20 protein-coding genes are annotated in these 21,991 nt (G+C 71.4%); 6 read left to right on the forward strand and 14 right to left on the reverse strand.

Annotated features, from left to right (window positions below):
* Positions 1 to 118 precede the first annotated feature (118 nt).
* Both ACFQO7_RS13095 and ACFQO7_RS13100 read right to left on the reverse strand, forming a co-directional pair.
* Positions 119 to 2,308, reverse strand: coding sequence for a bifunctional glycosyltransferase/CDP-glycerol:glycerophosphate glycerophosphotransferase (locus ACFQO7_RS13095; RefSeq protein ID WP_376806612.1), 2,190 nt, complete (start codon positions 2,306 to 2,308; stop codon positions 119 to 121).
* 103 nt (positions 2,309 to 2,411) lie between these two features.
* Positions 2,412 to 3,770, reverse strand: coding sequence for an L-serine ammonia-lyase (locus ACFQO7_RS13100; RefSeq protein ID WP_361043567.1), 1,359 nt, complete (start codon positions 3,768 to 3,770; stop codon positions 2,412 to 2,414).
* Positions 3,771 to 3,980: 210 nt separating this feature from the next.
* Between ACFQO7_RS13100 and ACFQO7_RS13105 the strand changes: the two genes are divergently transcribed.
* A complete protein-coding gene (locus ACFQO7_RS13105; protein WP_376806613.1) occupies positions 3,981 to 5,561 on the forward strand; it encodes a N,N-dimethylformamidase beta subunit family domain-containing protein in 1,581 nt (526 codons plus the stop codon).
* Positions 5,562 to 5,563: 2 nt separating this feature from the next.
* On the opposite strand, the gene ACFQO7_RS13110 is transcribed toward ACFQO7_RS13105, so the two are convergent.
* The 6 genes from ACFQO7_RS13110 to pdxH all read right to left on the reverse strand — a co-directional run bounded on the left by ACFQO7_RS13110 (position 5,564) and on the right by pdxH (position 10,244).
* Positions 5,564 to 6,334, reverse strand: a complete 771-nt coding sequence (locus tag ACFQO7_RS13110; protein WP_376806614.1) for a DUF4230 domain-containing protein — start codon at positions 6,332 to 6,334, stop codon at positions 5,564 to 5,566.
* Positions 6,335 to 6,444: 110 nt separating this feature from the next.
* Entirely contained in the window at positions 6,445 to 7,605 is a 1,161-nt protein-coding gene (locus ACFQO7_RS13115; RefSeq protein WP_376806732.1) for an acyl-CoA dehydrogenase family protein, read from the reverse strand.
* Between the two features lie 32 nt (positions 7,606 to 7,637).
* Positions 7,638 to 7,931 (reverse strand): type II toxin-antitoxin system VapB family antitoxin, encoded by a 294-nt coding sequence (locus ACFQO7_RS13120; protein WP_203695662.1) that lies wholly within the window; start codon positions 7,929 to 7,931, stop codon positions 7,638 to 7,640.
* 38 nt (positions 7,932 to 7,969) lie between these two features.
* Positions 7,970 to 8,629 (reverse strand): nitroreductase family protein, encoded by a 660-nt coding sequence (locus tag ACFQO7_RS13125; protein WP_376806615.1) that lies wholly within the window; start codon positions 8,627 to 8,629, stop codon positions 7,970 to 7,972.
* A gap of 2 nt (positions 8,630 to 8,631) precedes the next feature.
* Complete coding sequence (locus ACFQO7_RS13130; protein WP_376806616.1) at positions 8,632 to 9,555, reverse strand: aldose 1-epimerase family protein; 924 nt, start codon at positions 9,553 to 9,555, stop codon at positions 8,632 to 8,634.
* Between the two features lie 23 nt (positions 9,556 to 9,578).
* On the reverse strand, positions 9,579 to 10,244 hold the full coding sequence (gene pdxH / locus ACFQO7_RS13135) for a pyridoxamine 5'-phosphate oxidase (RefSeq protein WP_376806733.1): 666 nt from the start codon (positions 10,242 to 10,244) through the stop codon (positions 9,579 to 9,581).
* A 262-nt stretch (positions 10,245 to 10,506) separates the two neighbouring features.
* Here pdxH and ACFQO7_RS13140 point away from each other — a divergent pair, with 262 nt between their 5' ends.
* The 5 genes from ACFQO7_RS13140 (at position 10,507) to ACFQO7_RS13160 (ending at position 16,719) form a co-directional block, all read left to right on the forward strand.
* A complete protein-coding gene (locus ACFQO7_RS13140) occupies positions 10,507 to 11,610 on the forward strand; it encodes a citrate synthase 2 (RefSeq protein ID WP_360538127.1) in 1,104 nt (367 codons plus the stop codon).
* Between the two features lie 278 nt (positions 11,611 to 11,888).
* Complete coding sequence (serC, locus tag ACFQO7_RS13145) at positions 11,889 to 13,013, forward strand: phosphoserine transaminase (protein ID WP_376806617.1); 1,125 nt, start codon at positions 11,889 to 11,891, stop codon at positions 13,011 to 13,013.
* 281 nt (positions 13,014 to 13,294) lie between these two features.
* Positions 13,295 to 14,455: an acyltransferase family protein gene (locus ACFQO7_RS13150; RefSeq protein WP_376806618.1), complete on the forward strand. Its 1,161-nt coding sequence runs from the start codon at positions 13,295 to 13,297 to the stop codon at positions 14,453 to 14,455.
* Positions 14,456 to 14,657: 202 nt separating this feature from the next.
* A complete protein-coding gene (sepH, locus tag ACFQO7_RS13155) occupies positions 14,658 to 15,677 on the forward strand; it encodes a septation protein SepH (protein ID WP_376806619.1) in 1,020 nt (339 codons plus the stop codon).
* Between the two features lie 55 nt (positions 15,678 to 15,732).
* The gene (locus ACFQO7_RS13160) at positions 15,733 to 16,719 is read left to right on the forward strand and encodes an aldo/keto reductase (RefSeq protein ID WP_376806620.1); all 987 of its coding nucleotides are present in this window, start codon (positions 15,733 to 15,735) and stop codon (positions 16,717 to 16,719) included.
* A 109-nt stretch (positions 16,720 to 16,828) separates the two neighbouring features.
* Here ACFQO7_RS13160 and thpR read toward each other — a convergent pair whose 3' ends face one another.
* The 6 genes from thpR to ACFQO7_RS13190 form a co-directional block, all read right to left on the reverse strand.
* On the reverse strand, positions 16,829 to 17,371 hold the full coding sequence (gene thpR / locus ACFQO7_RS13165; protein ID WP_376806621.1) for an RNA 2',3'-cyclic phosphodiesterase: 543 nt from the start codon (positions 17,369 to 17,371) through the stop codon (positions 16,829 to 16,831).
* Positions 17,371 to 17,931: a hypothetical protein gene (locus ACFQO7_RS13170; protein ID WP_376806622.1), complete on the reverse strand. Its 561-nt coding sequence runs from the start codon at positions 17,929 to 17,931 to the stop codon at positions 17,371 to 17,373. Before ACFQO7_RS13170 ends, thpR begins: the two co-directional genes overlap by 1 nt.
* An 83-nt stretch (positions 17,932 to 18,014) precedes the next feature.
* Positions 18,015 to 18,467, reverse strand: coding sequence for an RDD family protein (locus tag ACFQO7_RS13175; protein ID WP_376806623.1), 453 nt, complete (start codon positions 18,465 to 18,467; stop codon positions 18,015 to 18,017).
* A 160-nt stretch (positions 18,468 to 18,627) separates the two neighbouring features.
* The gene (locus tag ACFQO7_RS13180) at positions 18,628 to 19,923 is read right to left on the reverse strand and encodes an MFS transporter (RefSeq protein ID WP_376806624.1); all 1,296 of its coding nucleotides are present in this window, start codon (positions 19,921 to 19,923) and stop codon (positions 18,628 to 18,630) included.
* Between the two features lie 108 nt (positions 19,924 to 20,031).
* On the reverse strand, positions 20,032 to 20,481 hold the full coding sequence (locus tag ACFQO7_RS13185) for a MarR family winged helix-turn-helix transcriptional regulator (RefSeq protein WP_376806625.1): 450 nt from the start codon (positions 20,479 to 20,481) through the stop codon (positions 20,032 to 20,034).
* Between the two features lie 69 nt (positions 20,482 to 20,550).
* Positions 20,551 to 21,990 carry an NCS2 family permease gene (locus ACFQO7_RS13190; protein WP_360538086.1) on the reverse strand — a complete coding sequence of 480 codons (1,440 nt, stop codon included), beginning with the start codon at positions 21,988 to 21,990 and terminating at the stop codon, positions 20,551 to 20,553.
* Between the last annotated feature and the right edge of the window lies 1 nt (position 21,991).

A 21,991-nucleotide genomic window follows, 5' to 3' on the forward strand; every position in this document is an offset into this window, starting at 1 on the left:
TTCGGAGGGTGTATTCGGCGAGGTCCGGAGCGGATCACGATCCAGTTCCGGGAAGAGCCGTGTCATCCCCGGCGCGGCGGGTCCGTCGTCAGGCGGCCACACCATCCGCTGTAGCAAGTCAAAGAGTTACCGAACGTGCCCGGACGGCATCAGGGAGTCGCGGCGGAGTGACCTGCTCGCCGAGGAAGACCCGACGTACCACCCGCTCGGCGGCGTGCCCGTCGTCCCAGGCGCAGAAGCGCTCGCGGAACGCCCTGCGGCGTTCGCGTTGCTCGCCCGCGCGGCCGTCCCGCAGCAGCGACAACAGTTCCGGCAGGCTGCCGACGACCGGCCCCGGAGCGTGGGCGAGCACGTCGAGTTCGGCGCCGCGGGCCGCCCGGTACCGCGCCCAGTCGGGCGCGTAGAGCACGATCGGCCGGTCCAGCACCGCGAAGTCGAACATCGCCGACGAGTAGTCGGTGACCATGATGTCCGCGGCGAGGTAGAGGTCCTCCACCGCGGGATGACCGGACACGTCCTGCACCTGGTCGCTCGAACCGGACGCGGCGGCCACGTGCCGGCCGCGGACCAGCACCCGCCCGTGCGGGCCCAGCGCCGCGGCCAGTGCGGGCGCGTCGAACGCCGGCAGCCGTCCCGGCTCCGGGCGGGACGTGGGCATGTACAGCACGACCGTCTCGTCGGCCGGGATGCCGAGCGCCGCCCGCGCCGCCGCGGACTCGGCCGCGCCGGCCAGGGCCAGCCGGTCGTTGCGGGGATAGCCGGTCTCCAGCGCCTCGAAGGCGCACGGGTACGCCCGGTCCCAGACCTCGGTGCTGTGCGCGTTCGCGCTGACGCTGAAGTCCCAGCGGTCGCTCCGGCGCAGCAGGGCCGCGAAGTTGTGCTTCGCGCCCGCCGGATGGTGCTGCCCGTCCAGGCCCATGGCCTTGACCGGGGTGCCGTGGTGCGTCTGCAGGTGCACCTGCCCAGGCCGCTTGCGGACGAAGTCCGGGAAGTTGACGTTGTTGACCAGGTACTTCGCGCGGGCGAGCAGCCGGTAGTACGGCCGCGAGCCCTCGACCACGTGCGCGGTGCCCGGGGGGACCGCACGGGTCGCGTCCCTGCCGACCACCCACACCCCGCGCACGTGCGGGGCGAGGCCGCGGGCCGCCTGCTCGACCGCTGCCGGGTTGCAGGAGACCTCGCGGTACCAGTACGCCGCGTACCCGGCCAGATTCGGGTCGAGCGGCAGCCGCAGCTGCAGCCGGTAGTAGGCATGGGCGAGCAGGCCCAGGCCGCCGCGCTCCGGGCGCTCCCGCAGCGCGGCGAGGGTCTCCTGCACCCTGCGCTGGGCGCGCCGCACCGCCTGCAGTGCCGCGTAGGAGCGCCAGGCGCGCCGCGAGACCAGGCGGTAGCGCAGCCCGTCCGCGCCGCGCGGCGGCGCGAAACCGCCCGGGGGCAGGTAGCGGGCGAACATGTCGGCGGTACGCAGGAACGAGTGCTTGCGCAGGTTCGGTGGCAGCCGGTCCGCGTTGCCGACGGTCTGCATCAGGTGCCAGATCATGCGCGCGAACAGCACCGGACGCACCGGGTCGGCCCGGCCGCCCTGCCGGTCGATCAGCTCCCAGGCCCGCTCCCAGTGGGTGAAGACCTCCAGGTGCCGGGGGTTCACGGTGCGGGTGATCGCGCCCTGGCGGCGCTGGCGGTAGGCGTAGCAGACCTCCTCCAGCGTGTGGATCCGCTCCGCGCCGACCAGCAGCGGGTAGGTCCAGGAGACGTCCTCGTACCAGCCGGGGGCGAACCGCAGGTCGAGCTTGGCCAGCAGGTCCCGCCGGACGATCTTGTTCCACACGGTGTGGATGCTCTTGATCAGCCCCGGGCGGGCCTGCAGGTCGGCCCCGTTGGGCCCGACCGCTGCGGCGAGCGTCCGGCGCAGCCTGCTGCGGCGCGGCCGGCCGATCGGGTACGTGCGCTCGAAGTCCACGATCAGCACGTCCGGAGCCTGCTCACGCAGCGCCTGCGCGACCTTCTCCAGCGAGCCCGGGGTGAGCGTGTCGTCGGTGTCGACGAACCAGACGTACTCGCCGGTCGCCCGCGCCAGCCCCGCGTTGCGCGCCTCGCCCAGCCCGACGTTCTGCGCCAGGTGCAGCACCTTCACCCGGGGGTCCCGCGCCGCGTACTCGTCGAGGATCTCGCCGCAGTGGTCGGGCGACCGGTCGTCGACCGCGATCACCTCCAGGTCGCCGAAGCCCTGGTCCAGGATCGAATCGAGGCACTCGCGCAGATAACACTGCACCTTGTAGGCGGGCAGGATCAGGCTGAGCAGCGTCACGTCGGCATCGCCCCCCGTGCGGCAGGGCCGGCGCGGGCCCGCGTCCGGTATCGCGTCAACGCTAACAACGCGGGCCGCACTCAGACGGGTGAATGCGGCTTCCTCAGCACTCGATCACGTTGACGGCGAGGCCGCCCCGCGCGGTCTCCTTGTACTTGACCTTCATGTCGGCGCCGGTCTCCCGCATCGTCTTGATCACCTTGTCCAGGGAGACGAAGTGGTTGCCGTCGCCGCGCATCGCCATCCGGGCCGCGGTGATCGCCTTGACGCTGGCCACCGCGTTGCGCTCGATGCACGGGATCTGCACCAGGCCGCCCACCGGGTCGCAGGTGAGCCCCAGGTTGTGCTCCATCGCGATCTCCGCCGCGTTCTCCACCTGCTCCGGCGTGCCGCCGAGCACCTCGGCCAGCCCGGCCGCCGCCATCGAGCAGGCCGAGCCGACCTCGCCCTGGCAGCCGACCTCGGCTCCGGAGATGGACGCGTTCTCCTTGAACAGCACGCCGATCGCGGCGGCGGTCAGCAGGAAGCGGATCACGCCGTCGTCGTTCGCGCCCGGCACGAACCGCGCGTAGTAGTGCAGCACCGCGGGCACGATGCCGGCCGCGCCGTTGGTCGGGGCGGTGACCACCCGGCCGCCGGCGGCGTTCTCCTCGTTCACGGCGAGCGCGAACAGCGTGATCCAGTCCATGACCCGCAGCGGGTCGGTGGTGAAGTGCTCCTTCGACAGGGTGCGGTGCAGCTCGGCGGCGCGCCGGCGCACCTTCAGCCCGCCGGGCAGGGTGCCCTCGACGGTGCAGCCGGTCTCCACGCAGTCCTGCATGACCTGCCAGATGTGCAGCAGCCCCGCCCGCACGTCGGCCTCAGAGCGCCAGGACAGCTCGTTGGCCAGCACGATGTCGCTGATGCGCAGGCCCGTGTCCTTGGCGAGCTGCAGCAGCTCGACGCCCGTCCGGAACGGGAAGCGGACCGGCGTGTCGTCCACCTTGATCCGGTCTGCCCCGGCCGCGTTCTCGTCGACCACGAAGCCGCCGCCGACCGAGTAGTAGGTGCGCTCGCGCACGCACGTCCCCGCGGCGTCGAACGCGGCGAACGTCATGCCGTTCGGGTGGTACGGCAGCGAGCGGCGGCGGTGCAGGGTCAGCTCGAAACTCGCGTCCTCGATGTCGAGCAGCCGGACCCGGCCCGCGGCCTTGATCTCGCGGAACCGGGCATCGGCGGTGGCGGTGTCGACCGTCTCCGGGTCGTCTCCGGCGAGGCCTAGCAGCACCGCCTTGTCACTGCCGTGCCCGTGCCCGGTCGCGCCCAGCGAGCCGAAGAGTTCGGCGCGCACCATGGCGACGCCGCTGAGCAGTCCATCCGCCTTCAACCCGGTCGCGAACCGGTTCGCCGCGCGCATCGGCCCGACCGTGTGCGAGCTGGAGGGCCCGATTCCGATCTTGAAGAGGTCGAACACGCTGATCACGGATGTGCCTTCCGACGCTGGAACGGACGGTCAACAGTAGCTCTACTACCGGGCGGGCCGTCAGCCGAGTACTCTTCGCGCAAACCGGTTCCGCGCCCCTCTGACCTCCCCCTCGGCACCCCCGTCCGACGAAATGATCGGCGAACTTCTCCACCCGAGCGGACGGTCATCGAGCACGGTGCCGGTGACGTCGCCACGGGGAGTTTCGTCATGCCTTCTGTCTCGCGTCGTGCCGCCATCGGGCTGGCCGCGGGTGCCGCCGGTGTGCTGGCAGGCTGCGGCGAAAGCCCCGGCAAGCCCAACGGCGCCGGGGTGCCGCAGCAGCGCACCGGCGAACCCGTGATCGCGCCCCCGGTTCCCAAGCCCGCCCCGACCCGCACCGAGGCGCCCCGCACCGCCAACCCGATCCCCGCCGAGAACAGCCGCCCCGTGGGCAAGCGCTGGCTCGCCGACGACCCCGGTTTCCGCAGCGCCGACGACGTGCAGCAGCAGATCGCGGCCTACGCCTCGGAGACCAGCGTCGGCCACGGCGAGTCGATCGACTTCCACGTGCACGTCGCCGACGCCGAGCCGTACCGCATCGAGGTGTTCCGGCTGGGCCACTACGACGGCGCCGGGGCCCGGCACATGGTGAGCAGCCCGATCCTGAACGGCAGGCCGCAGCCGGAGGCGGAACGCGCGGTCAAGACCAACATCATCACCTGCGACTGGCCGGCGGCGTGGACCCTGAAAGTGCCGGCCGGCTGGGTGTCAGGCATGTACGTGGCCGTGTTCACCACCGCCTCGAACCACCGCAGCCACACCGTCTTCGTCGTCCGCGACGAACGCCGCAGCGGCAACCTCTGCGTCGTGCTGCCGTTCTCCACGTATCAGGCCTACAACCCCTGGCCGCGCGACGGCCGCCTCGGACGCAACCTCTACCAGGGCTACCGCCTCGACGGTGTGCTCGGCAACGAGGAGCGGTCCCGCAAGGTCTCCTTCGACCGGCCCTACAGCGGCTCCGGGCTGCCCTACCTGTTCGACACCGACTACGACCTGATCCAGTGGGCCGAGCGCAGCGGCTACGACGTGACGTACGCCACGAGCGTGGACCTGCATCTCGGGCGGGTCGATCCGCTCCGGCACGCGGGGCTGATCTTCCCCGGGCACGACGAGTACTGGTCGGCGCAGATGCGAGCGGTCACCGAGGCCGCGGTGGCGGGCGGGACCAGCCTGGCCTTCCTCGCCGCCAACAACATCTACTGGAACATCCGCTACGAGCCCGGCGACGGACGGCCGAACCGGACCATCACGTGCTACAAGAGCTCGCAGGAGGATCCGAGCACGCCGACGCGGCGGGCGACCGTCACCTGGCGCTCCCTCGGCCCGGAGGACGCGGAGCAGCGGCTGCTCGGTGTGCAGTACAACGGCGTCGTCGCGAAATCCGCGCCGCTGATCGTGCAGCAGGCCGACCACTGGATGTGGGAGGGCACCGGCGTCCGGGACGGGATGTCGCTGCGCAGGCTGGTGGGCGGCGAGGCGGACGGCCGCGACGCCCGCTTCCCGTTCGCCGACGGCGTGCAGACCCTGCTGTCCGCCTCGCCGTACACGACCACGAAGGGCAAGCCCGCCGTACAGAACACCAGCGTGTACGAGGCCGCCTCAGGCGCGGTGGTGTTCTGCGCGGGCACCTTCAACTGGCCGCTCGCGCTCAACCGCCGGGGCTACCGCGACTCCCGGATCCAGCGCGCCACCGCGAACCTGGTGAACCGCATGCTCGGCCCGAAGGGCGCACCCGGCTCGCGGGCCTGACCTCACGCCCCGTCGAAGATCACCGTGACCGTGGTAAACCCCAGCGAGCGCATCATGCTCTCCAGCATCTTGCGGGTGTTCTCCTCGGCCCGCTGTTGCAGCGTGCTCTTCTTCGCCGCGTTGGCCAGCTCCTGCTCCGCCTTCAGCAGGGTCTCCTGCTGGCGGTTGGGGTCGCCGTCGAAGAACTCGCCGACCCGGTTGATCAGGCCGCGCTCCTCGGCGAAGACGTAGCTGCGGTCCAGGTCGAGCTTCGGCTCGGCCACCGTCGGCGGCGGCAGCGTGATCGTCACCGACTTGCGGTCCGGCGACACGACGATCTTGTCGTCGGAAACGTTGGCGAAGTCGACGTACGCCTCGACCGTGCCGGCGGCCACGAACAGCGTGCGCTGGTTGAGCAGCCAGTCCGGGATGAACTTGCGGTCCTGCTTGAGGTCGACGATGACCTCGAAGTTGCCCTCGGCGGCCACGAACCGGCTCAGGTCCTTGATCGACAGCAGCAGCGGCGGCTGCGTGTTGTCGGTCGTGCGCTCGGCGAACGGGTTGCTCCACTTCGGGATCAACCCGGCCGCGGTGAGCCCGAAGTAGCCGCCGACCAGCAGGCCGAGCACGACCACCAGGCTCAGCAGCGCGCGGGCGAATCCCGACCGGCGCGGCGGCGCGACCGGCTCGTGGTCCTCGTCGTCGGGCCGCTGCCGGGGCAGCGGTTCGGTCGGCCGGGACCGGCCGGGCTTGAACTCCGGCAGGTTCTGCGTCGGCTCGTCGGCGGCGCCCATGTGACGTCTCCTGTCTGACCGCTGGGGTGTACGGACACCACGGTATTACCCGACGCCGACAACAAGCACCCTCTGCGGTCGGACGAATACGCGACGACGGCGGGCGCGGGTCAGGCGAAGGCGGCGATGCCGGTGAGCCGCTGGCCGAGCACCAGCTGATGGATCTCCGAGGTGCCCTCGTAGGTCAGCACGCTCTCCAGGTTGTTGGCGTGGCGGAGCACCGGGTACTCCCCGGACACGCCGTTGGCGCCGAGGATGGTGCGGCACTGCCGGGCGATCGCGATGGCCTCGCGCACGTTGTTGAGCTTGCCCGCGCTGACCATCTCCGGGCGCAGCCCGCCCCGGTCGGCCGTGCGGCCCAGGTGCAGCGCCAGCAGGAAGCCCTTCTGCAGTTCGAGGGCCATGTCGGCGAGCTTGGCCTGGGTGAGCTGGAAGGCCGCGATCGGCTTGCCGAACTGGGTGCGGGTGCCGGCGTACTCGATCGCGGTGTGCAGGCAGTCGCGGGCCGCGCCCAGCGCACCCCAGACGATGCCGTAGCGGGCCTCGGTGAGGCAGCTCAGCGGAGCCTTCAGGCCGGCTGCGGCGGGCAGGATCGCGTCGGCGGGCAGGCGCACCTCGTCCAGCACGATCTCGCCGGTGGCGCTGGCGCGCAGCGAGAGCTTGCCGGTGATCTCCTTGGCGGTCACGCCGGGCGTGTCCATCGGCACCGCGAAGCCGCGCACGCCCTCGTCGGTGCGGGCCCAGATCACCGCCACGTCCGCCACCGGCGCATTGGTGATCCACATCTTGCCGCCGTGCAGCACCCAGCCGTCGCCGTCGCGGCGGGCCCGGGTGGACATGTTCGCCGGGTCGGAGCCGTGGTCGGGCTCGGTCAGCCCGAAACACCCGATCAGCTCACCCGTGGCCATACCGGGCAGCCAGCGCTGCTTCTGCTCCTCGGAGCCGTACTTCCAGATCGCGAACATGGCCAGCGAGCCCTGCACGCTCACCAGCGAGCGCACCCCCGAGTCGGCCGCCTCCAGCTCCAGGCAGGCCAGCCCGTACGCGACCGCGGACGACCCGGCGCAGCCGTAGCCCTCCAGGTGCATGCCGAGCAGCCCCAGCGCGCCGAAGTCGCGGGCCAGCTCGCGCACCGGGACGTGGCCGGTCTCGTACCAGCCGGCCACGTGCGGGCGCACCTTGTCGTCGACCAGGCGCCGCACCACGGCGCGGATCTGCAGCTCCTCGTCGGTGAGCAGCGAGTCCAGGTCGAGCAGATCGAGGGGGAGCACCGGAGTCGTCACCGGGCCACCTTAACGGCAGCTCAGCTCAGCACGAGCACTCGGACGTGGATCTGATGGCGCTGCTGGAGCGCCGCGCGCAGCGCCCGGTGCAGGCCGTCCTCCAGGTACAGCTCGCCCTTCCACTGCACGACGTGCGGGAACAGGTCCCCGTAGAACGTCGAGTCCTCCGCCAGGACCCGGTCCAGTGCCATCTCCAGCTTGATCGTGATGAGCTGGTTCAGCGACACCGGCCGCGGCGGGATCTCGGCCCACTGCTTGAGGGTGTACCCGTGCTCCGGGTACGGCTGCCCGTCGCGCACCGCCTTGAAAATCACGCGCCCTGCCCTCCCTCCGGAAACCGAGTGCGCTCAGCCTAGCCGCCGTCGGCGACGTTGCGCGCACCCGGCGACGCCTGCGCCTCTTCGATGGTCGATCCCCAGGTCCCGCGGTGGACCACCTCGTCGAGTGACCTGCGCCCCCGGGCGAGTGACGCCGAGCGGTGATCGGCCGCCCGGTAGCCCACGCTGACCGCCCCGATCGGGGTGTACTCCGCCGGCACCGCGAACGCCTCCCGGAACGCGTCGAGCCGCTGCGGCGGGATGCCGAAGAAGCACCCGTCCAGGCCCTCGTCCACTGCGGTGAGCAGCATCAACAGCGCGGCCATGCCGGTGTCGACGTGCCAGTACGGCACCAGCCAGCGGGCCTCGTCGCGATCCGTCCAGCCCTTGTCCGCCTCGGCGTACCGGTCCAGGTACGCCGACTTGTTCGACAGCGGCACGATGATCAGCGGCGCGGTGCGCATGTTCGCCAGCCAGCGCGTCCGCGCGCCGGGCTGCGGCGACGTCGCGGCCCAGAAGCGCTCGCGCTCGTCCGCCGTCTCCAGCACCAGGAACGCCCAGCCCTGGGCGAAGCCGGCCGAGGGCGCCCGGACGGCGTGGCTCAGCAGCCGGTGCACGGCCTCCGCCGGCACCGGCCGGTCCGCGTCGTACCGGCGCACCATCCGGCGCCGGCGCACGACGTCGGCGAACTCCACGCTCAGGCCCCGAGGTCGGCGCGGATCCCCCAGGCGCCCTGCCAGGTCGCGTCGGGGGCCAGCTCGATCAGGTCCCGGCCCGAGCGCATCGCGTCGGGCGGGCAGGTCATCGGCTCGATCGCCACCGCGCGGCGGTGCCGCTCGCCGGTCAGCGTGTGCGCGGTGAACAGCTGCCACCAGTGGAAGTTGCGGTCCGCCCAGACGTGCACCGCGCGCCCGTCCGGGACGCCGATGGTGACCGTCGAGCCGCCCTCGTCGTCGCGCACCAGGTCGCCGAACGCGGTGTCCAGCTCCAGCGCGCCGATGCGCCGCGGCTCGGTGAAGTCGAATTCGCCGCCCGCCACCTTGGCCGCGCCGATGGGCAGCATGCGGCCGTCGACCAGCAGCCGGGTCCGGGCGGGCACGGTCAGCGTCAGCTCGTCCACCGGCAGGCCGGGGATGCGCAGGTAGGGGTGGGTGCCGACGCCGAACGGCGCGGTGTCGGCGGAGCGGTTCGCGACGTGGTGCGTCACGGTCAGCCCGCGCTCGTCCAGCCGGTACTCGACCCGCAGCGCCAGCCGCCACGGGTAGCCGAGCTGCGGCTCCAGCACGCACTCGACCACGAGCAGGCCGTCCTCCTGCCGCACCGGCTGCCAGGACAACCAGCGGACCAGGCCGTGGATGGCGTTGTGCAGGCTCGGCTCGCTCAGCGGCAGCTGCAGCGCCTGACCGCCGTGGCGGTAGTGGCCGTCGCGGATCCGGTTCGGCCAGGGCATCAGCAACTGGCCGGCGCCTGCCGGGCAGAGCTCGGACTCGGCGTACCCGTCGAGGATCTCCGCCCCGCCCACCGAGTAGCTGCGCAGACCGCCGCCGACCTCGACGACGGTAGCGGTCTGGTCACCGTGGCTGATCGTCCATTGGGTGCCGGACGGCGCAAAATTGGTCACGATCCCGCACCCTACATGGCTTTCTAGGGCGCGAGGCGCTCCACGATCCACCTGTCCGCGCCGCCGTCGGTGTCCCTGCGGAAACGGAGCCGATCATGCAGCCGGCTGCGCCTGCCCTGCCAGAACTCGACGGTCTCCGGCTCCACCCGCAGGCCGCCCCAGTGCTCGGGCAGCGGCACCTCGGCCTCGGCCGGGAACGACTGCTCGGCGGCGGCGTACGCGTCGTCCAGCGCCTGCCGGTCGGGCAGCACCGAGGACTGCGCGCTGGCCCACGCGCCGAGCTGCGCCCCGCGCGGCCGGACGCGGAAGTACTCCTCGCTGACGTGCCGGTCCACCGGGGCGATCCGGCCGCAGACCACCACCTGGCGGCCCATCGCGAACCAGGGAAAGAGCAGGCTGGCGTACGGGTTGGCCAGCGCCTCCCGCCCCTTGCGCGACCCGTAGTTGGTGAAGAACACGAAACCGCGCTCGTCGTAGCCCTTGAGCAGCACGGTGCGGCTGCTGGGCCGCCCATCCGGGTCGGCCGTGGCCACGATCATCGCGTTCGGCTCGGGCAGTTGCGCGGCGACCGCCTCGGCGAACCACCGGCCGAACTGGGTCGGCCAGTCCGCGGCGAGGTGCTCCTCGACGAGGGGTTCCTCGCGCACGGCCGGGCGGTGCGGGCCGGCGGGCTCGTACTCGCGGCGCATGCGCGCCAGATCGTGCGGGGCGGCGGAGGGGCCGGTGGTCAAGATGTGCTCCAAGTCACGTAGTCATCCTGTCGCACTGCGTATCAGCAGTGGAAATCATGTCGTGCCAGCTCGCCGCCGGTGGAAATCCCGTTGACAGAACCGCCGTCGGCCGAAGAAGACGTTTCCCGCGCGTGCGGGGCGGGTCGCCAAACGGTTACCCGCGGGGCAAGATGTTGCTCGAACTGAACCTAACCTCAGGTCGATGAACCGGGAGAACGACATGTCCGACTTCAAGCCGGGCCTGGAGGGCGTGATCGCCTTCGAGACCGAGATCGCCGAGCCTGACAAGGAGGGCGGTTCGCTTCGCTACCGGGGCGTCGACATCGAGGACCTGATCGGCCAGGTCTCCTTCGGCAACGTCTGGGCGCTGCTGGTGGACGGCAAGTTCGGGCCGGGCCTGCCGCCCGCCGAGCCGTTCCCGGTGCCCGTGCACTCCGGCGACATCCGCGTCGACGTGCAGTCCGCGGTCGCCATGCTCGCCCCGTACTGGGGCCTGGGCCAGCTGCTCGACATTTCCGACGAGCAGGCCCGCGAGGACCTCGCCCGGGTGTCGGTGACCGCGCTGTCGTTCGTGGCGCAGTCGGCCCGCGGCCTGGGCCTGCCGGCCGTGCCGCAGAAGGAGATCGACAAGGCGCAGACGATCGTCGAGCGCTTCATGAAGCGCTGGCGCGGCGAGCCCGACCCGCGGCACGTCAAGGCCGTCGACGCATACTTCATCTCGGCCGCCGAGCACGGTATGAACGCCTCCACCTTCACCACCCGGGTCGTCGCCTCCACCGGCGCCGACGCCGCGGCCTGCATCTCCTCCGGCATCGGCGCGCTGTCCGGCCCGCTGCACGGCGGCGCGCCCTCGCGGGTGCTGCACATGATCGAGGGCGTGGAGCGCTCCGGCGACGCCGAGGGCTACGTCAAGGGCGTGCTGGACCGCGGCGAGCGGCTGATGGGCTTCGGCCACCGGGTCTACCGGGCCGAGGACCCGCGTGCGCGCGTGCTCCGCCGCACCGCCAAGGAGCTGGGCGCGGCCCGCTACGAGGTGGCCGAGGCGCTGGAGAAGGCGGCACTGGCCGAGCTGCGTGCCCGCCGCCCCGACCGGGTCCTGGAGACCAACGTCGAGTTCTGGTCGGCCGTCGTGCTCGACTTCGCCGAGGTGCCCGCGCACATGTTCACCTCGATGTTCACCTGCGCCCGGGTGGCCGGCTGGTCCGCGCACATCCTGGAGCAGAAGAAGCTGGGCCGCCTGGTCCGCCCGTCGGCGACGTACGTCGGCCCCGGCACCCGCAAGGCCCAGGAAGTCGAAGGCTGGAACGCCATCAGCCACCACTGACCCGTCACCGTCACGAAGGGCGCCCGCTCCGCGGGCGCCCTTCGCGCGTCCCACCCCCTGCCGCAACTCTTAAAGAGTCGCGCCCTGAGAACGGCCTGGTCACCGCGACTCGTTAAGAGTTGCGGCGGGAAGGGCGGGCGGAGTCGGGGCGTGAGGACCGTCACGGGGGAAAGGGTGGGACGGAGCCCTGGGGTGGGTCGTTGACGTGGGAGAATGCGGCATTGGCAGCGTCGCCGATGCTTTCTCGCACGATCTGACACGCCTGAAGGACTGATGTCATGGCCGAGACGCCGATCACCATCCCTGCCGAGCTCCTGCCTGTCGACGGCCGGTTCTGCTGCGGCCCGTCCAAGGTACGGCCCCAGGCGGTGGAGGCGCTCAGCGCGGTTTCCAGTTCCTTCCTCGGCACCTCGCACCGGCAGAAGACGGTGAAGAACCAGGTCGCCCGCTTCCGGCAGGGCCTGGCCGACTTCTTCGGCCTGCCCGAGGGCTACGAGGTGATCATCGGCAACGGTGGCACCACCGCCTTCTGGGAGGTCGCCGCGTTCTCCCTGATCAAGGACCGGGCGCAGTTCGCCACGTTCGGCGAGTTCGGCGCGAAGTTCGCCAAGGCCGTCAAGGACGCCCCGTTCCTGGGCACGCCGACGGTGCACAAGGGTGAGCCGGGCAGCGCGGCGTTCCTGGTCGCCGAGGAGGGCGTGGACGCCTACGGCATCCCGCAGAACGAGACGTCGACCGGTGTCGCGGTGCCGGTGCAGCGGGTGGCCGGGGCCGACCCGGGCGCGCTGGTCCTGCACGACGCCACCTCGGCGGCGGGCGGCCTGGACGTGGACCTGACCCAGAGCGACGTCTACTACTTCGCCCCGCAGAAGTGCTTCGCCTCGGACGGCGGCCTGTGGATCGCGATCCTGTCCCCGGCCGCCATCGCGCGCGCCGAGGAGATCAAGGCCGGCGGACGGTACATCCCGGCGTTCCTCGACCTGGTCACCGCGATCGAGAACTCGCGGCTGGAGCAGACCCTGAACACCCCGGCACTGGCCACCATCTTCCTGGCCGCCGAGCAGACGGACTGGATGAACGCGCAGGGCGGCCTGTCCTGGGCGGCGCAGCGCACCGCGGAGAGCGCCGAGATCCTGTACCGCTGGGCGGAGAAGTCGCCGGTGGCGACGCCGTTCGTGACCGACCCGGGGCTGCGCTCCAATGTGGTGGCCACGATCGACTTCAATGAGGGCGTCGACGCGGCCGCGATCGCCAAGACCCTGCGCGCCAACGGCGTGGTCGACACCGAGCCCTACCGCAAGCTGGGCCGCAACCAGCTGCGCGTGGCGCTGTACCCGGCCATCGACCCGTCGGACGTGCAGGCGCTGACCGCGAGCATCGACTACGTGATCGAGCAGCTGTAGACCGTTTCACGCACCTGATGCGGCGGGGCCCGAAGGGCTCCGCCGCGTTTTTGTCCGCGTACCGGTGAATGTTCGCGGCATTTGAACCTCTTTGCGGATGTCTTGGATAGGCTCGCCCCTTCCGCCGGGTGTAGCCAGCGGCACGGCTGGGCAACCGCCTTCAGAGCGAGCCCACCCGACCAGCGCAAGGGGTCCCACTGGTGTCGACGCAGACGGAACCGATCGGCAAGAAGACGACCGACGTCTCAACCCGAGCGGGGGGTCCCCGTGTTCTGAAAGTCATGAAGGCCATCCCGCTGGACGCGCCGCCACAGGCCTTGCCGGCGCACGCCCCGACGGCGGGCCGCCCGGTGGCCCCGGCCGCAGACGCCCCGACCGCGAGCCCCGACGGCGCACCCGCCGCACGCCCCGCGCCGACCCGGCTGCTGATCCTCGACGGGCTGCGGTTGGCCGCGGCGCTGCTGGTGGTCGCCCATCATCTGGTACGCGGACCGTGGGGCGTCGACCCCGGCACGCTGTTCGGCCCGCTGGCCGCCGCCGCGTCCTTCGGCTGGCTCGGCGTCAACCTGTTCTTCCTCATCAGCGGTTTCGTCATCTGCCTGAGCAGCTGGGGCCGCGGCCTGGGCGAGTTCGCCGCGTCCCGGGCCGTCCGGCTGTTCCCCGCGTACTGGGTCGGCGTCGTGCTGACCACCGCCGTGCTCGCCGCCTGGCCGGCGCTGCGCGGGCCGCTGCCCGCGCCCGAGTCGCTGGTCAACCTGACCATGCTGCAGAGCGGGCTGGGCGTGACCGACCAGGACTGGTCGTACTGGTCGCTCGGCGCGGAACTGCGCTTCTACCTGCTCTTCGCGATCGTGGTCTGGCTCGGCGTGACCTACCGCCGGGTCGTCTACTTCTGCAGCGTGTGGACACTGGTCGCGGTCTTCTCCACCACCTGGAACCAGGGCTGGCTCAACAACATGATCGTGCCGCAGTTCGCGCCGTACTTCGTCGCGGGCGTGGCGCTGTTCCTGATCCACCGGTTCGGCTCGAACCTGCTGCTGTGGGGCCTGGTCGGTGTCAACTGGCTGATCGCGCTGTACCGGCTGCAGGGCTACCCGCCGCTGGAGCACTTCCAGCAGAGCTGGTGGAGCGTGGCGGCCCTGGTCACCGGCTGTTTCGCAGTGCTGGCGGCGGTCGCGCTCGGCGCGTTCCAGCGGGTCGGGTGGCGCTGGCTGACGGTCGCGGGCGCGCTGACCTACCCGCTGTACCTGATCCACCAGGCCATCGGGCAGACGCTGATCGTGGCACTGCGCGACCGGGTGCCGCACTGGCCGCTGCTGGCCGGGATCGTCGCGCTGATGCTCGGCGTGTCCTGGCTGATCCACCGCTATGTGGAGCGTCCGGTGGGCGCACGGCTCAAGCGCGGTCTGGCCACCTCGCTGGCGGCCGTACGCAGGAACTGAACGCGGCGCAGCGCCGCCCACCGGCCACGGTGGACCTCCGAACATGTCCGCACGCGAATGTGAGCGTGTCGTCAGACTCGGCGTGGCGGGTGCGCGGGTGTGCCTTCACCGCGTACGGTGTTCTCTTGGGAACGTCATACCGTGGCCGGGAACTCCCCCCGGCAGCCACGGCATGGACCGGCACAGGGGACGGAGGCTGACGATGCGACCCGTACGGTTCGTCGCTCTCTCCGAAGACGGCCAGGCACTCGTGCTCGCGGACGAGGTCGGTCGTCTGCTCGCGCTGCCCATCGACGACCGCGTCGCCTCGGCGACGCACCCCGACCGCGGCTCCGGCGCGCACACCATGACCATCACCGCGTCGCCCTTCGACGCGGCCACCGTGCTGTCCCCGCGGGACATCCAGTCGCGCATCCGCTCCGGCGAGAGCGCCGAGGACGTGGCCCGCATCGCGGGCGTGCCGGTGGACCGCGTGCTGCGCTACGCCGGCCCGGTGCTGCAGGAGCGGGCCATGCTCGCCCAGCACGCGCGGCGCACCCGGCTGAAGAGCTCGGACAAGGGCGCGACCCTCGCCGACGTCGTCGACGGCCGGCTGGCCCAGCACGGCATCGACACGGAGAAGATCTCCTGGGATGCGTACCGCCGCGACGACGGCACCTGGCGCGTCGTGGCGACCTGGCCGTCGGGCAAGGCCACCGCGCAGGCGATCTGGGAGCTCGACCGCAACCGGCAGTCGGTGTCGCCGCACGACGACATGGCGCAGTACCTGTGCGCCGAGCGTCCCACCCAGATCCTGGGCCAGGACCCGACCGCGGGCCAGACGCCGCCGCCCAGCCGCAGCGGCCACGGCCTGCCCAGCGCGACCGACACCGCGCGCCGCCCCGGCCGCGACCCGATCCGGGCCGGCCGCGACGCGCTGGTCGCCGCGATGGACCGGCCCCTGGGCAGCGGCCCCGGCCGCGGGCTCGACGTGCCCTCGGACGCGCCGCGCCAGCGCCCGGCCAGCGCCGTGCTGGCCGGCGGCCGGGACAGCAGCGCCTTCGACGAGGACGCCGACGCGCCCAAGGAGGTGCCGGCCGTGCCGTCGCTGGCCGTGCTGCGCCCGCGCCGGCAGCCCGCCGACGCCGCCAACACGACCGGCACCGGCGACAAGCCGCGCAAGCGCCTCCCGAGCTGGGACGACGTGCTGTTCGGTGGCGCCCCGGCGGCCCGGGAGAGCTGAGACCGTCCCTTTCGCCCCGCCGGGCACCGTTCCGGCGGGGATAGGGTGGGTGCTCATGGAGTTCACCACTGTGGGCCGCACCGGCCTGACCGTCAGCAGGCTCTGCCTCGGGACCATGAACTTCGGTCCCCAGACGTCCGAACCGGACAGCCACGCCATCATGGACCGCGCCCTCGAGCACGGCATCAACTTCTTCGACACCGCCGACGTGTACGGCTGGAAGATCGGCGAGGGCATCACCGAGCACATCATCGGCCGCTGGTTCGCGCAGGGCGGAGGCCGCCGCGACAAGGTCGTGCTGGCCACGAAGGTCTACGGGAAGATGGGCGAGTGGCCCAACGAGCAGGGCCTGTCCGCCCGGCACATCGTCAAGGCCGCCGACGCGTCGCTGCGCCGCCTGCAGACCGACTACATCGACCTTTACCAGATGCACCACGTCGACCGTAAGACGCCGTGGGAGGAGATCTGGCAGGCGATGGAGACCCTCGTCGCCCAGGGCAAGGTGCTCTACGTCGGCTCGTCGAACTTCGCCGGCTGGCACATCGCCGCCGCGCAGGAGGCCGCCCGCAGCCGCCACTTCCTGGGCCTGGTCGCCGAGCAGTGCATCTACAACCTCATGACGCGCCATGTCGAGCTGGAGGTGATCCCGGCCGCGCAGCAGTACGGGGTCGGCATCATCCCGTGGTCGCCGCTGCACGGCGGGCTGCTGAGCGGGGCGATCCGCAAGATCAAGGATGGCACGGCGGGGCGGTCCGGCGAGGGCCGGGCGAACGACACGCTGGCCGAGCACCGCGGCACCATCGAGGCGTACGAGAAGCTCTGCGAGTCCCTCGACGCCGACCCGGCCGACGTCGCGCTGGCCTGGCTGCTGTCCCGCCCCGGCGTGACGGCCCCGATCATCGGCCCGCGCACCGCCGAGCAGCTCGACAAGACCCTCGGCGCGCTCACCGTCACCCTGGACGAGGACACCCTGACCCGTCTCGACGAGCTGTTCCCGCCGATCGGCAAGGGCGGCCCCGGCCCCGAGGCCTGGGCCTGGTGAACCCGGCCGCCCGCCGTCCCCGCCACGCGCACCGGGCGGGGACGGGGGCGGAACCGTGCACCTGGCCGCTCGCGCCCGGCGGGGAGTCGCCGGCATGCGGCGGTGGGGCTCAGAGCGGGTGGTGGGCCAGCGGCGTGTAGGACGGGTGCGGGCCGAGCAGGCTGCGCACCAGCACGAGTTCGGTGACCGGCCAGGTCGGACCGGTGTAGTCGTGCAGAGTCGCCAGGTCGCCGGCGAGTTCGGGGTGGCCGATCCGGTCGCCGGGGCGGGCGATGGTCAGGTGCGGGGCAAAACGTTTGTCGTCGGGGTGCAGGCGGCGCGCCCGCAGCTCGCGGCGTACCGCCCGGCCCACCCGGGTCAGGCCGTCGACGTCGCCCTCGATGCCCGCCCAGAGCACTGTGGACCGCCCGTGGCCGAACTTTCCGCCGCCCCGGATCCGCAGCTCGCCGACGGGACCGTCCACGGCGGACAGGGCCAGCGTGGCGGGTCCGGCCGACTCATCGGGCACCTCCCCGAGGAACGCCAGTGTCAGATGCCACCGCTCGGTGGGTGTGACCCGTGCATGGGCCCTGCTGACAGCGAGAGAGTCCACCACGGCGGCCAGGTGGCCGACCGCCTCTGGCGGTGGGAAGACGGCGACGAACAGGCGCATCAGGCCTCCGCGAGCACGACTCCTGCGGCGATGAGCGCGCCCTCGACGCGTACCCGTTCGATCTGCAGGTCGAGGCCGTCCACCTCGGTCAGGTGCTCGTCGATGCCGAGGCACTGGCACACGTCGCGCAGCGCCTGGTCGTAGCCGGCGTCGTCGCGGGGCAGCTCACGCAGCCGGTCGACGATCTCCTCGAACGGCACCAGCGGCGGCCCGTCCGACGCGGGCTGCGGCAGCCAGGCGGGGGCGAGGCCGACGGCGCTGAGCCGCTCGGCGGCGAACTGGACCATGCTCTCCCGGGCGGAGCCGATGGCGTCCGTGGCGACCCGGGCCGCGGCGACCCACGGCGGGCCGGCGGGCGGGGCCGGGGCGAACGCGCGCTCCAGGCGGTCGATGGTGCGCTGCTCGTGCCAGGACTCCCGGACCTGCTCAGCCCGGCTGCGCACCTGGGCAACGACGTCATCCGCGCAGATCACGGCGGCGATGGCGCCGGGCATACCGACCAGCGCGATCACTCCGAGAGTGAGCGGAAGAGCGCTGTCGGTCGCCACATTGAACGACATTATGCCTACCTGCCCTTTCCTCGCCAGTTGATTGACGTCACCGATCATCGGCCGCGCGGCCGGAATAATCTGCGCTCGCGCGATCAGGCTTCGACCACGACCGTGCGGGCGAGCTTGTCCGCGAGGGTCTGCCGCTTGGCGTCCCACAGCGGGAACAGGAAGCCCAGGTAGCAGATGAGCGCGTCGACGAGGTGGGCCACATCGCGCAGGAACGCCCGCCCCGCGCCGACCGGTGTGCCGGTGCCGTCGCCGACAAGCTTGACTCCCAGCACCCGGCGGCCCCAGCTGAAGCCGGTGTCCCCCGCCTGGATCCACCGGTTGTATCCGACGACTGCGAGTCCGGTCAGCAGCACCGTCCAGTAGACGACGCCGCCTCCGCTCGGCGCGCCGGGCACGACCTGCCCGGTCCGCGGGTCGAGCGACGGCGCGACGACCTCCGGCCCGTCGATCACGTAGGCGAGCACGACGAACCCGGCGGCGATCAGCAGGTCGACCACCGCCGCGCCGACGCGCCTGAGCCAGGAAGCGTGGTTCACGTCGGCCTCCGGTGGGGGTGAGGGGCGGCATGATCGCTGTTTCCGGTCAGAACCCGTGGCCTCACCAGAGGTTCTGACCGGAAACAGCGATCTTGGGGCGGCCGGTGGCGCGCCGCGCGGGAGGGACGCTACCGGTGCGCGGTCCATGGACCGCATTCCATCACGCGGCGGCGACACTCTCCGCGTGCACGACGCGGACCCGGGGCATGGGCCGGGCCTGGAAGGACAGCCGGTCCCCGGCGTGCCGCAACTGCCACACCAGCGCGCCCAGCGCCGCGACCAGCGAGACCGCACCGCCGAGCCAGATGCCGGCAGCCGCTCCGAAGGTCTCCGCGATCCAGCTGATGACCATCGAGCCGATGGGCGCGGTGCCCAGGAAGATCAGCACGTACAGCGCCATCACCCGGCCGCGGAACGCCCCGTCCACGCCTAGCTGCACCCGCTGGTTAGCGGCCTGGGCCAGGAACACGGTGCTGAACCCGGTCGGCACCAGCAGCAGCAGGACCAGCCACTTGGTCGGCGCGACGCCGACCGCGATGGCCAGCAGGCCGAACGCGACCGCGGCGGCGAGCAGCAGGTACACCGACGGCCGGCCCTTGCGGGCGGTGCCCGCCAGCGCCCCGGCCAGCGAGCCGACCGCCAGTGCCGTGTTGAACAGGCCGAAGGTTGCCGCGCCGGTGGCGAACACGGTCTTGGCCAGCAGCGCCAGGGTCAGCTGGAAGTTGTACCCGAACATCGCGATGACCAGCATCATCACCATCGGCAGCAGCAGGTCGTGCCGGGTGCGCACGTAGCGCAGGCCGTCGGCGACCTTGGCCTCGGCGCGCTCGTCGCGCGGCAGCAGCTCGGGGCGGTGCAACTCGGCGGGGCGCATCCGGGCCTGCATGAGCACCGGGGCCACCGCCATCACGGTGCTGACCAGGAACACCGGTCCGGTGCCGAGCCAGGCGATGGCGACACCGGCCAGCGCCGGGCCGGTGATGCGGGCGGTCTGGAAGGTGGCGGCGGACAGCGACAGGGCATTGGGCAGCAGCGGCTTGCCGACCAGCTCCGAGACGAACGCCTGCCGCACCGGCGTCTCGATGGCCTGGGCCACGCCGAGCAGGCCCGCGAACACCATGATGTGCCAGAGCTGGATGACCCCGGTGGCGATGAGCACGGCCTGTGCGATGGCGAGCAGGGCCCAGGCCCCGTTGGAGACCATCAGCAGGGTGCGCTTGTCGAAGCGGTCGGCCAGCGTGCCCGCGTACAGGGTGAGCAGCATGACGGGGACGAACTGGAGTGCGGTGACCAGGCCCAGCGCGGTCGGGGAGTCGTTGCTCAGCTCCAGGACCAGCCAGTCCTGGGCGACGTACATCATCCACACGCCGATCAGCTTGATCAGCTGACCGCCCGCGAAGAGCCGGTAATTGCGAACCGTCAGGGAACGGAAGGTGGTGCTCAGTCTTGCCCGCACGCGGAGTGCGCCTCCTCGGATAGCCTTGCCGCCGCTCACCGGCCGGGGTGTCCCGGTCGGATCGGACGGATCAGGCCTCCGTTCGATTGATCGCAGGGTGCCCTGCGATCAATCGCGCGCGAGCCGCTCCAGCAGTGCTGCGGCACGGGCCACCGTGTCGCGTTCCTGGGCGGTGAAACCCGCCAGCTTGCCGGCCAGCCATTCGTCGCGCACCCGCTGGTAGTCCTCCAGCACCGCGAGCCCCCGGTCGCTGGGCGACAGCAGAACCTGCCGCCCGTCGGTGGGGTGCGGGGTCCGGCTGATCAGACCGCGTTCCTCCAGCTTCGCCACGATCTTGGTCATCGTGGGCGGTTGCACCCGCTCGGCCTCGGACAGCTCGCGCGGGGTGAGCGCGCCGCCGATCCGCAGGCTGGTCAGGGCCGACAGCTGGGTAACGGTGAGATCGCCGACGGGGCGCTCCTGGCGCAGCCGACGGTTGAGCCGGGTGATGGCGTCGCGGAGCCGCTCGGTCAGCTCCTCGGGAGAAGCTTGCGTCACCATCACCACCTGCTCCGTCACGCTTATTAGCTTAGCTAATAAGCCTGGCTAACAAAATAAATATCGCCCGAGGTGAGAGCGGTCACGCTCTCAGAAAACCAGCTTCTCCAGCGCGCCCACGGCGAAATACACCACGAACAGCAGCGCCACGATCCACAGCAGCAGGTGCACGTCGCGCAGCTTGCCCTTGCTCGCCTTGATCAGGACATACGTGATGACACCGGCGCCGATGCCGTTCGAGATCGAGTACGTGAACGGCATGATCACGATGGTGAGGAACGCCGGGATGCCGATCTCGTAGTCGGTCCAGTCGATGTTGCGCACCGCGGTCATCATCAGGAAGCCGACGACCACCAGCGCCACCGACGCAGCCTCGAACGGCACGACGGTGACCAGCGGGGCCAGGAACATCGCCAGCAGGAACAGGCCACCGGTGACGAGGTTGGCGAAACCGGTCCGCGCGCCCTCGGCGACACCCGCCGCGCTCTCGATGTACGACGTGTTGCTCGACGTGCTCGCCGCACCACCCGCCGCCGCCGCGATCGAGTCGACCAGCAGGATCTCCTTGGTACGCGGGACCATGCCGTCCTCGGTCAGCATGCCGCCCTCCTGGGCGACGGCGACCATGGTGCCCATCGTGTCGAAGAAGTCGGTCAGCAGCAGCGTGAAGACGAACATCGCGCAGACCACGATGCCCGCGCTCCGCCAGCCGCCCAGCACGTTGAAGTTGCCGAGCAGGGACAGGTCGGGCTTGCCGACCCACTTGTCCGGAACGACCGGCACGTTCAGGGCCCAGCCGGCCGGGGTGCCGGTGGGGCCGCCCGCGGGGCCCACCTTCGCGATCGCCTCGACGATGATCGCCAGCACGGTCGTGCCGATGATGCCGATCAGGATCGCGCCCTTGACCTTGCGCGCCACCAGCACGATCGTCACCAGCAGGCCGATCACGAAGACCAGGCCCGGCCAGGTCACGATCTTGCCGCCGATGCCCAACCCGATCGGCGGCGAACCCTGGCCGGTCGAGCGTACGAAGCCGGCGTCGACGAAGCCGATGATGGTCAGGAACAGGCCGATGCCGACGCCGATGGCCGTCTTCAGCTGCATCGGCACGCTGTGGAAGACCGCCACCCGCAGGTTCGTCAGCACCAGGATCGCGATGATCACACCTTCGATGACCACCAGACCCATCGCGTCGGCCCACGTCATCAGCGGCGCGATCTCGTACGCCACGAGGGCGTTGACGCCGAGACCCGCCGCCAGCGCCAGCGGGAACCGGCCGACGACACCCATCAGAATCGTCAGCAGACCCGCCATCAGCGCGGTCGCCGCCGCCACCGCCGCCAGTGGCAGTGACACTCCGTCGATGTCCTTGCCCCCGCCGAGGATGAGCGGGTTCAGCACCACGATGTAGGCCATCGTGAAGAAAGTGGCCAGGCCACCACGCACTTCGCGGGACATCGTCGACCCGCGGGCGGAGATCTCGAAGTAGCGGTCGAAGGCTCCGACCACACCAGGACCAGCTGTGCTCATG

The organism is Catellatospora aurea (assembly GCF_042663325.1).
Lineage (GTDB): Bacteria > Actinomycetota > Actinomycetes > Mycobacteriales > Micromonosporaceae > Catellatospora > Catellatospora aurea.